General features: G+C 72.6%; 9 protein-coding genes and 1 tRNA gene. 5 read left to right on the top strand and 5 right to left on the bottom strand.

Annotation, left to right across the window (positions count from 1 at the left end; all coding sequences use genetic code 11):
- The coding region (locus CWC38_RS12255; protein WP_206059888.1) for a hypothetical protein at positions 1 to 220 on the bottom strand (220 nt) is incomplete at its 3' end.
- A 128-nt stretch (positions 221 to 348) separates the two neighbouring features.
- On the opposite strand from CWC38_RS12255, the gene htpX reads away from it, so the two are divergent.
- Entirely contained in the window at positions 349 to 1251 is a 903-nt protein-coding gene (gene htpX, locus CWC38_RS09315; RefSeq protein WP_121846486.1) for a zinc metalloprotease HtpX, read from the top strand.
- Between the two features lie 121 nt (positions 1252 to 1372).
- Here htpX and CWC38_RS09310 read toward each other — a convergent pair whose 3' ends face one another.
- Both CWC38_RS09310 and CWC38_RS09305 read right to left on the bottom strand, forming a co-directional pair.
- Positions 1373 to 1864: a YajQ family cyclic di-GMP-binding protein gene (locus CWC38_RS09310; RefSeq protein ID WP_121846485.1), complete on the bottom strand. Its 492-nt coding sequence runs from the start codon at positions 1862 to 1864 to the stop codon at positions 1373 to 1375.
- A gap of 55 nt (positions 1865 to 1919) precedes the next feature.
- On the bottom strand, positions 1920 to 2879 hold the full coding sequence (locus CWC38_RS09305; RefSeq protein ID WP_121846484.1) for a patatin-like phospholipase family protein: 960 nt from the start codon (positions 2877 to 2879) through the stop codon (positions 1920 to 1922).
- Between the two features lie 166 nt (positions 2880 to 3045).
- Here CWC38_RS09305 and CWC38_RS09300 point away from each other — a divergent pair.
- Positions 3046 to 3127: transfer RNA gene (locus CWC38_RS09300), tRNA-Tyr, on the top strand.
- 243 nt (positions 3128 to 3370) lie between these two features.
- A complete protein-coding gene (locus CWC38_RS09295; protein ID WP_121846483.1) occupies positions 3371 to 3772 on the top strand; it encodes a thioredoxin family protein in 402 nt (133 codons plus the stop codon).
- 184 nt (positions 3773 to 3956) lie between these two features.
- Here the strand turns inward: CWC38_RS09295 and CWC38_RS09290 are convergent, their stop codons facing one another.
- Together CWC38_RS09290 and CWC38_RS09285 are read right to left on the bottom strand one after the other, a co-directional pair.
- Positions 3957 to 4670: a VIT1/CCC1 transporter family protein gene (locus tag CWC38_RS09290; protein WP_121846482.1), complete on the bottom strand. Its 714-nt coding sequence runs from the start codon at positions 4668 to 4670 to the stop codon at positions 3957 to 3959.
- 87 nt (positions 4671 to 4757) lie between these two features.
- Entirely contained in the window at positions 4758 to 5795 is a 1038-nt protein-coding gene (locus CWC38_RS09285) for a DNA-3-methyladenine glycosylase family protein (protein ID WP_240625190.1), read from the bottom strand.
- 174 nt (positions 5796 to 5969) lie between these two features.
- On the opposite strand from CWC38_RS09285, the gene CWC38_RS09280 reads away from it, so the two are divergent.
- Complete coding sequence (locus CWC38_RS09280) at positions 5970 to 7595, top strand: DUF2079 domain-containing protein (RefSeq protein ID WP_121846480.1); 1626 nt, start codon at positions 5970 to 5972, stop codon at positions 7593 to 7595.
- Between the two features lie 134 nt (positions 7596 to 7729).
- Complete coding sequence (locus tag CWC38_RS09275) at positions 7730 to 9934, top strand: DEAD/DEAH box helicase (protein WP_121846479.1); 2205 nt, start codon at positions 7730 to 7732, stop codon at positions 9932 to 9934.
- Positions 9935 to 10067: the final 133 nt, after the last annotated feature.

Genomic DNA, 10067 nt, shown 5'->3' with positions numbered 1-10067 from the left:
GGGGATTGCCACCGCGGTTGTCCTCCCCGCGGCCCCCTCCGAAGAACGCCGCGAACTGCAGCATCTGCGCCGCGGAGGTCGTGACGCCGTCCCCGCAGACGTCCCCCGGCGAACCGGGAGGCGGCAACGCCCCGGCGCCCAGCGGCACCGGGCCGCCGGTCCCGTCCGAGCCGCAGCCGTCCCACCCTGCACCCTCCGAGGACCCCTGCGACTGGATCATCGGCTCCGTGATCCTGCCGTTGTGCCCGCCCTGGGCTCCATAGCCCGGAGGGGCGCTCGCCGCGTCTTCCCGACCCCCCCGCCGCGGGCACCGTGGGTGCCCGTCCGATCCCCGAGGAGATCCCTCTGATGCACCGTCACTACAACGGATTGAAGACCGTCCTGCTGCTGGGCGGGATGTGGGTGGTGCTGCTGGCCATCGGCTGGGCCATTGCGGGCGCCACGCGCAACTCGGTGTTCATCGTGGTCTTTGCGCTCGTGGGCCTGCTCGGGACCGCCTACAGCTACTGGAACTCGGACAAGCTGGCCATCCGGTCCATGCGTGCGGTTCCCGTGACGCCCCAGCAGGCGCCCAGCATGTACCGGATCGTCCACGAGCTGTCCCAGCGGGCCGGACAGCCCATGCCGCGGCTGTTCATCGCGCCCACCATGAGCCCCAATGCGTTCGCCACGGGGCGCAACCCCGAGCACGCGGCGGTGTGCTGCACCGAGGGCATCCTGCAGATCCTGGACGAGCGCGAGCTGCGCGGCGTGCTGGGCCACGAACTCATGCACGTTTACAACCGGGACATCCTGACCTCCTCGGTGGCCGCCGCCGTGGCCGGGATCATCACCTCCGCGGCGCAGATGCTGCAGTTCGCGGCGTTCTTCGGAGGGGGCCGCGGGGAGGACAACCGCGGTGGCAATCCCCTGGTGGGACTCCTCCTGGCCTTCCTGGCGCCCCTGGCCGCCGCGGTGATCCAGATGGCGATCTCCCGCACCCGGGAGTACGACGCCGACGAGGACGGCTCCGCGCTCACCGGGGACCCCCTGGCGCTCGCGTCCGCCCTCCGCAAGATCGAGGGCGGGGCCTCGCAGCGGCCCATGGACCCCGCGGACCAGAAGCTGGTCAACACCTCGCACCTGATGATCGCCAACCCGTTCCGCGGCGGGAGCGTCTCCGGGCTGTTCCGCACGCACCCGAGCACGGCCGACCGCGTGGCGCGGCTCGAGGCCATGGCGCGCGGCGGCGGGTCCGCGGGCGGGCGCTGAGCCGCCGCCGGCCCGGGCGGCGTCGTCCGGGGAACCCCGCGCTCTGCCGGGTGCGGGCAGAACCGGCGCCCAGGGGAAAGGGCCGGAACGGTGACACCGTTCCGGCCCTTTCCCGTGTGCTCTAGCGGTAGTTCATGAACTGCAGATCGACCTCGAGATCCGCGCCCTTGAGCAGCGCGATCACGTCCTGGAGGTCGTCGCGGGACTTGGAGGACACCCGCAGCTCGTCGCCCTGGATGTTGGCCTTCACGCCCTTGGGGCCCTCGTCCCGGATGAGCTTGGTGATCTTCTTGGCCTGGTCCTGGGCGATGCCCTCCTTGATGGAGGACTCGATGCGGTACTCCTTGCCGGAGGCGTACGGCTCACCGGAGTCCAGGGACTTCAGGGAGATCCCGCGTTTGACCAGCTTGGACTGGAACACGTCCAGCACCGCCTCGGCCCGCTCCTGGGAGTTGGCCTTGACCATGATCTTCTCGCCGGAGAAGTCGATGTCCGCGCCCACGCCGCGGAAGTCGTAGCGCTGCGCCACTTCCTTCTGCGCCTGGTTCAGGGCGTTCGCGACCTCTTGCTTGTCCACCTTGCTGACCACGTCGAACGATGATTCGGATGCCACTGTCTACTCCTCGACTGCTCGGGTGCGAACCGGGGGACGCGGGAGAGCGGTGCGCTCAGGCGTCCCAGAACTGCCTGACCCGGTCCGCGAGCAGGCGCCCCTGCGCGAGACCGGCCTCGAACGAGGGTATCCGACTCGCCGGGTCCAGGGGATTGGTCCCGAAGGCCGCGTGGCTCGCCGCGTCCGCGGTCAGGTGCAGCGCGCTGCCCGTCTCCTCGATCAGCCGCAGCGACTGCTCCAGGGTGGGCCCGAACGGGCTCGTGGGTGGCTCCGGGTTGCACGAGAGCACGAGCACCCGGTCGTGGCCCGCGGCGAGGTCCGCGTTCGTGGCGGAGCGCATGCCGCCGTCCATGTAGGCCCTGTCGCCGATATGCACCAGTGGGAACACCAGCGGCACCGTGCAGCTCGCGGCCACGGCCCGCACCAGGGGAACACCGCCGTCCGCGTCGAACACGGTGAACCCGCCGTCAGCGGTGTCCACGGCGGTGACTGCGAGCCGGCCCTCCGGCCAGTCCTGCGGCAGGGCGTGGCCGATCCGCGCGAGCCAGTCCTCCTCGCTCATGGCCGCGGACGACGACGCCGCCCGCGCCCCGATCCGCGCGCGGCCGTCCCGCTCGTCCTGCGCGCCCTGGGCCGCCTCGGCCATCAGCTGCAGGAAGGCCTCCGGGTCGAACGGCGGTGCCGCCGACGCGGAGGCGGGCCGTGCGGCGTCGTCCTCACCGCCCCGCGAGAACTCGGCGCGCAGGGAGTCGGTGCCCAGGGACCCGGCGCGCAGCCGCACCGCCACGGACGAGCCCGCGGACGTGCCGACCACGAGGTCCGCGGACCCCAGGTCCACCCCGGCCGCCAGCAGCGCCGAGAGCAGTCCGCTCTCCCAGGCGATGCCCGCCGTGCCGCCGCCCCCGAGGACGATGGCCCGAGTGGTGGGTGAGGAACCGGCGCCGGTGTCCGGCCCGGCGTCGGCAGGGGTGGGGGGCCCGGGGTTCCGGGTGGTGGTGCGCGTGGGGTCCTGCATGGTGTCCGCCTCCGTGGTGTGGGTTCCGGTGCCCTCCCAGGGTAGGAGGGTGCCGGTGCAGGGCCCGGCTTCCGCCCGGCGGCGGGGCGATTTGGGGCCCCTGCGGCTGTCCGTGTACTGTTGAGGTGCTTCGCCGCGCGGTAACACCGCGTGCGCTGGGCGTCTCGGCAGGTTACCCGAGCGGCCAAAGGGGGCTGACTGTAAATCAGCTGGCAATGCCTACGGGGGTTCGAATCCCTCACCTGCCACCGAGATCCACGGGAGCGGCGCGAACCGCACTCGGACAAGGGATGTTCCGGACCAGACGGTCCGGGACATCCCTTTTTCACGGCCGGGCCCGCCCGCCGTCTCCTGCGCGGGGTGCGGCACCTCCTGCCTGTCCGCTGCCGCCACCACGGTGGCTGGTGGCCCGGGGCCGGCCGAGGGGCGTTCCTTGAGCCCGCAGTGAACTGTCTGGAACCCGCCGGAGGCACGGTCCTAGGGTGTGGGGCATGGCTACCGTAGACATCACCCAGGACACCCTGGGCCAGACCATTTCCGACAACGACATCGTCCTGCTGGACTGGTGGGCGGAGTGGTGCGGACCGTGCAAGCAGTTCGCCCCCACCTACGAGGCCGCGTCCGAGAAGCACCCCGAGATCGTGTTCGGCAAGGTGGACACCGAGGCCGAGCAGGGGCTTGCCGCAGCCGCCCAGATCTCCTCCATCCCCACTCTCATGGCGTTCCGCGAGGGCATCCTCGTCTTCTCGCAGCCGGGCGCGCTGCCGGCCGCATCCCTCGACCAGGTGGTCGACGCCGTCAAGAACCTGGACATGAACGAGGTTCGTGCGGAGGTCGAGAAGCAGGCCGCCGAGGCCGAGTCCGCGGCGGAGCCCGAGGCCCCGCAGAACTGACGCGCGTGCCGACCGCCGGCGTCGTGCTTCGGCGCGTGCGGGGTCTCGCAATGACGTGAGCGGTGCGGGCGGCGGAACGGCGTGCCCCGTCCGGTCCGCATCCAGCACGAGGGCGGTTCCCCGGTGGGGGGAACCGCCCTCGTGGCGTGTCTGGCGAGGTGCTGAACCCGCGCGGCGTCGTCCGCTACGCGGCGGAGACCCCCAGCAGGGAGCCGATCAGGAACGTGGCGCCCAGGGCGATGGCACCACCCACGACCACGCGGACGGCCGCGCGCGCCACGTGCGGCGTCCTGCCGAGGCGCGCTCCGAGCGTGCCCGTGAGGGCGAGAGCCACCAGGACCGCCACGAACGTGACCGGGATCCGCCACTCCGGGGGCGGCAGCAGGATGGCGAGCATGGGCAGGAGGGAGCCCAGGAAGAACGCCAGGGCGGAGGAGATGGCGGCGGACCACGGATTGACGATGTCGTCCGGGTCGATCCCGAGCTCGGCGTCCAGGTGGGCGCGCAGCACGTCCTTCTCCGAGAGCTCCAGGGCCACCTGCTTGGCCGTGGCCTCGCTGAGCCCGCGCTCCCGGTAGAGCTCCGCGAGCTCCTCCAGCTCCGCCTCGGGCATCTCCTGCAGCTCCCGCTTCTCCTTCTCGATGAGAGCTTCCTCGGAGTCCTTCTGGCTGGACACGGACACGTACTCGCCGAGGGCCATGGACAGCGCCCCGCCGATCACGGCCGCGGAACCCGCCACGAGGATGGGCCCGTTGGCGGCGGTCGCCCCGGCCACACCCACCACGGTGGCGGCCACGGAGACGATGCCGTCGTTGGCGCCCAGGACTGCGGCGCGCAGCTTGTTGAGTCGGTCCCCTGATTTCTCGGCATGGGGCTCTGCCACGGTGTGCTCAGACATGCGAGTAGTGTGCGCCGGATCTCCACGGGCTGCCAGCCAGGGAAGCCATACCTTAACGAGACCGTCCGGTTCCCAGGCGCGGGCAGGTCAGTGGCGTCGGTGGTCCTGCGGGCTCAGCCGCGGACCGAAGGACGGCTTGCGGTGACCGCTGGCCTTGAGGAGCCGCACCACTCGCTGCCGGTGTCCGCGCCAGGGTTCGAGCAGCTCGAGCATCCGCTCGTCGGAGCCCGGCGCACCGTCGAAGAACCAGCACACGTGGTCCGCCAGGTGGTAGTCGTAGACGCTCACCCCGTCCGGGTCCCCGTGGGTGCACTGTGTGATCTCCGCGGCCGTCCACGGTCCGATCCCACTGATCGACTGCAGGGCGGCCCGGACACTCGCGGGATCCTCCCGGTGGGAGAGCCGCTCCAGGGCGGAGGCCCGTTGCACGGTGCGCATTACGGTGGCCGAGCGCGCAGGGTCCACTCCCGCGCGGTGCCACTGCCAGGACGGCACCCGCCGCCACTGCTCGGCGGTGGGCGGCACCCTCATGCCCTGCGGGGCGGGGCCGGGTGCGGGCTCGGCGATCCACCGCAGCAGGGCGCGGTAGGCGCGCACCGCCTCGAGCGCCGTCACCCGCTGCTCCAGGATGGCGACCACGGCCCGGTCCAGGACCGCACCGGTGGCGGGCAGTCGCAGCCCGGGGTGCTCGTGCCGGGCCCGGACGAGCACGTGGGGCAGCTGTGCGAACCCCGGCGAGGACTCGAACTCCTCCCACGAGTCACGGGCACCGACCCACGCCGGCGCGCGCTCGATCCACACCGACGCCCCGGGGCCCCACGCCTCCGCGACCACGTCCCGGCGCAGAGGGTTCTCCCCGCTGGTCCGTGGGGGCCTGGTGAAGCGTGCGCCCACGGGCAGGCCTGCGCAGCGGGTGGTGAGCCACGCGCAGTCCTCACTCAGCACGCGCACCGTGGGGTCCTCGGCACCGCGTCCCAGTACGCGCAGCGTCTGCCCCAGGTGCAGGGGCCCGGGCGGTGTCCAGCGCCGCCGCATGGGGTCTGCACCCGGGCAGCGCTGCGCGTCCGCCTGAGTGGTCGTCACCTCCGTGGTCATGTCCGCGATGCTCCCAGGGCGCTCCGACATGCACAGGCACCCTGACGTGCACAGGCGCTCCCGGGGCTGCGACCCCACCGCCCCGGGGTCAGGCGGCCCCCGGGGTATCCTGCCGCGGAGGCGTCGCACGCCCCCCGTGCGCCCGGGCGGACCGCCGCCGTCCGCGCACGTCGATCCACGGACCACGGAAGGGGAGCACCGGACATGCACCGCAGCGCCGTCCCCCGTCTGCTCCCCGCGCTGGTGGGCGCCGTGGCCACGTCTCTGTACTGCGCGTTCTCCTGGAGCCAGTGGATCCGCGGGGAGACGCCCTCGTGGGACAACGCGATCTTCACGCAGCTGCTGTCCTCGTACGCGGCGGGTCACGGTCCGGTGGTGGACATCAAGGGCCACGGCTACAACCTCCTGGGGGACCACTTCCACCCCCTCGTGGCGCTCCTGGCGCCCGTGTACCGGATCTTCCCCTCGGCCCTGACACCCATGCTCCTGCAGGACGCCCTGTTCGGGGTCTCCGCCGCGCTCATCACCCGCTGCGCACTGCGGGTGCTGCACCCCGCGCCCGCGGCCGCGATCGGCTGCGCCTACGCCCTGAGCTTCGGGCTCCAGAACGCGGCAGCGGTGCAATTCCACGAGATCGCGCTCGCCGTGCCGCTGCTGGCCGCCGGCCTGACCGCCCTGCGCGAGCAGCGCTGGCTCGCGGCGACACTGTGGACCGCCCCCGTGGCCCTCGTGAAGGAAGATCTCGGGATCACGGTCGCGGCGGCCGGCGGCCTGATGCTCGGGCACGCCCTGCGCCCCTCCCTGCGCCGTGGCCTCCCCGCGGTACGACGCCGCTGGGCCGCGCTGTCCTCGGACGCCGCCCCCGTGGGCGCCGTCGCGGGAAGGCCCGGCGGGAGGCGGGACGCCCCCGTGGTGCCGCGCGACACCGCGCTGCTGTGCGGCGTCGTGCTGGTGGTGTGGGGCCTCGCGGTGACCGCGTTCGCGGTGGGGGTGGCGCTGCCCGCACTGAACCCGGACGGGGCGTTCGCCTACGCGGACAGACTGGACGTCGCAGGCCTGCTCCGGGACCCCGCGAGCGCGGTGATCCTCCAAGTGGCGCCCGCGCAGAAGCTCGGGACGTGGCTCCTGCTGCTGCTCGCCGGTGCGGTGGTCGCGGTGCGCTCACCCATTGCGCTGGTCGCTCTGCCCACCCTGACGTGGCGCATGCTCTCGCCCCACGAGGGGTACTGGGGGCCGGGGTGGCACTACAGCGCGGTGCTGATGCCGGTGCTGTTCGTGGCGCTGGTGGACGCGGTCGTCCGCCTGCGGGCAGATGCCGCGGCCGCGTTCGGGCGTGCCGAGCGGGGGGACGGCCGTGTGGCGGGCGGACACTGCGGGGACCCCGGACGCGGCGCCCGCGCGGAGGCCTCGGTGCTGTGGGTCATGGCGACCGGAGCGCCGTGGCTCGCCCTCGCCGTGGCGCTCGCGGTGGGCACGCAGCTGCCGCTGGCCCGGCTGGCCGGTGCCGAGGCGTGGGAACCGGATCCGCGGCGAGGGGTCAAGGCCGCGGCGGTCGAGGAGATCCCACCGGGTGCGAGCGTGGCCACGGACCTCACCCTCATGAATGCCCTGGTGAGCCGCGCGGACGTGCACTGGATCGGCAGTGCCGGCGATCCCGCCCCCCAGTACGTGGCTGTGGACCGCGCCAGCGCGGCGTGGGGCGGGCAGGGTCCGGCGGACGTGGCGGCGTACGCGCGGGAGCTCTACGGCGCCGACTACGCGGTGGTGAGTGACGAGCAGAACATCGCGGTGGTGCGGATCCAGCCGTCGGGCGGGGGTCCCGTGCGGTAGGCTGGGGGTCATCATCCCGGTTCCATGTCCTCAGCAACCGTTTCGCCGTCTTCGGCACGTCGGTTCCGGACTTCAGCGGTCGTTCCGCTCGCACCGGTGTCAGTCACTCCATTCCACCGAAGCGAGGTTCTTCCGTGCCCACTGAAAACATTCCCGACGACAGCACCACTGCCCACACCGTGGCTCCCGCGAGTGACCCGGGCGAGACGGCGGTCGTCGATGCCGACGCCGCTTCCGCCGCTGCGCAGGACGCACCGGCCGCCGAGCCCGCCGCCATGTCGGACGAGACCACCCAGGCCCCCGCCGCCACGGACGTTCCCGTGAACCACGGCGTCGAGACCACCGGGAAGTCCTCGGACGCCCCGGACGAGCCGCAGCAGCCCACCTTCGCCGAGCTGGGCGTGGACGGCCGGGTGCTCGCCGCCCTGGACGAGGTGGGCTACGAGTACCCCTCTCCCATCCAGGCGGCCACGATCCCCGCGCTGCTCAGCGGCCGCGACGTCGTCGGCCTGGCCCAGACCGGCACCGGCAAGACCGCGGCGTTCGCGGTGCCGGCGCTGTCCAAGCTCGCGGAGCTCTCGGACCTGCACGGCCCGCAGCGCAGCACCCGTGTGCTGGTGCTCGCCCCCACCCGTGAGCTCGCGCTGCAGGTGGCCGAGGCGTTCGGCTCCTACGCCACGCACCTGGACGACTTCACCGTGCTGCCCGTGTACGGCGGCTCCTCCTACGGGCCCCAGCTGGCCGGGCTCAAGCGCGGCGCGCAGGTGGTCGTGGGCACGCCCGGGCGTGTGATCGACCACCTCTCGAAGGGCTCCCTCTCGCTCGACGACATCGCCTACGTGGTGCTGGACGAGGCGGACGAGATGCTGCGCATGGGCTTCTCCGAGGACGTCGAGAAGATCCTGGCCCAGACCCCCACCGAGAAGCAGGTGGCCCTGTTCTCCGCCACCATGCCCAAGGCCATCCGCCGGATCGCGCAGCAGTACCTGCGGGACCCGCAGGAGATCACGGTCAAGGCCAAGACCACCACGGGCACCAACACCCGTCAGCGCTACATGCAGGTCATGGGCCCCCACAAGCTGGACGCCATGACCCGCGTGCTGGAGGTCGAGGACTACGACGGCGTCATCGTCTTCGTGCGCACCAAGGCCGCCACCGAGGAGATCGCGGACAAGCTGAAGGCCCGGGGCTACACCGCCGCGGCGATCAACGGCGACATTCCCCAGAACCTGCGCGAGCGCACGGTGGACTCCCTGCGCGAGGGCAAGATCGACATCCTCGTGGCCACGGACGTGGCCGCCCGCGGCCTGGACGTGGAGCGGATCTCCCTGGTGGTCAACTACGACATCCCCCACGACACCGAGTCCTACGTGCACCGCATCGGCCGCACGGGCCGCGCCGGGCGCAAGGGCGAGGCCATCCTCTTCATGACGCCGCGCGAGAAGTACCTGCTGCGCGCCATCGAGAAGGCCACCCGCCAGCCCGTGGAGCAGATGCGCGTGCCCACCACGGACGAGGTCAACCAGACCCGCAAGGACAACTTCGCGCAGCAGATCGAGGAGACCATCGAGTCCGAGGACCTCGGCCTGTTCCGCGAGATGGTGGAACGCTACGAGTCCGAGCACGACGTGGACGCCGTGGAGATCGCCGCGGCGCTGGCCGTGATCGCCCAGAACGGCCGCCCGTTCCTCGTGGAGGACCTCCCCGAGGTGCCCCAGCGCAAGCGGGACCGCGAGCGCCGCGAGGGCGACGGCCCCCGCAACCGCCGCTCGCCGGGCGAGGAGGCCGGGATGCGGACCTACAAGCTCGCCGTGGGCCACCGGGACCGCGTGGTTCCGGGTGCAGTGGTGGGCGCCCTCACGCACGAGGGCGGGCTGAACGGCTCACAGATCGGGGCGATCGACATCCGCCCCACGTTCACCCTCGTGGGCCTGCCCGAGAACCTGCCCGCGGGCACGCTCGACAAGCTGTCCACCACGCAAATCAACGGTGCCCCCATTCGGATCCAGGAGGACCGCGGCCCCGGTGGCGGCGGCGCCCGTGGCGGTGCTCGATTCAAGGGCGGCGACCGCGGGCCCCGCAACGACCGTGGTGGCTACCGCGGTGACCGCGGCGGCTACCGTGACGATCGCGGCGCCGAGCGTGGTGACCGTGGTGGCTACCGCGACGACCGCGGCGGGCGCGGCGGCTACCGGGACGACCGTGGTGACCGCGGTGACCGTGGTGGCTACCGCGACGACCGCGGCGGTGGTCGGCCCCGCGGCGGCGGCTCGTCCTACCAGGACCGCCCCCGCAAGAAGAGCTACGACAAGTTCAACGGTGGCTACTCCGGGCGCTGACCCGGACCCCGTGCGAGCGGCCCCTCACTCCCCGCGGAGCGAGGGGCCGCTCGCACGTCGGGGGAGGGGAAGCTCGGCTTCCCGGATCCTCCCTTCCCCGGCCCCCGGGTCCTCTCCCGGTCCTCTCCTGCCC

The sequence above is a fragment of the Kocuria tytonicola genome (assembly GCF_003687455.1).
GTDB classification, from domain to species: domain Bacteria; phylum Actinomycetota; class Actinomycetes; order Actinomycetales; family Micrococcaceae; genus Kocuria; species Kocuria tytonicola.
The sequence above is the reverse complement of the archived record's forward strand: the minus strand, read 5'-3'. Positions and strand labels throughout refer to the sequence as shown.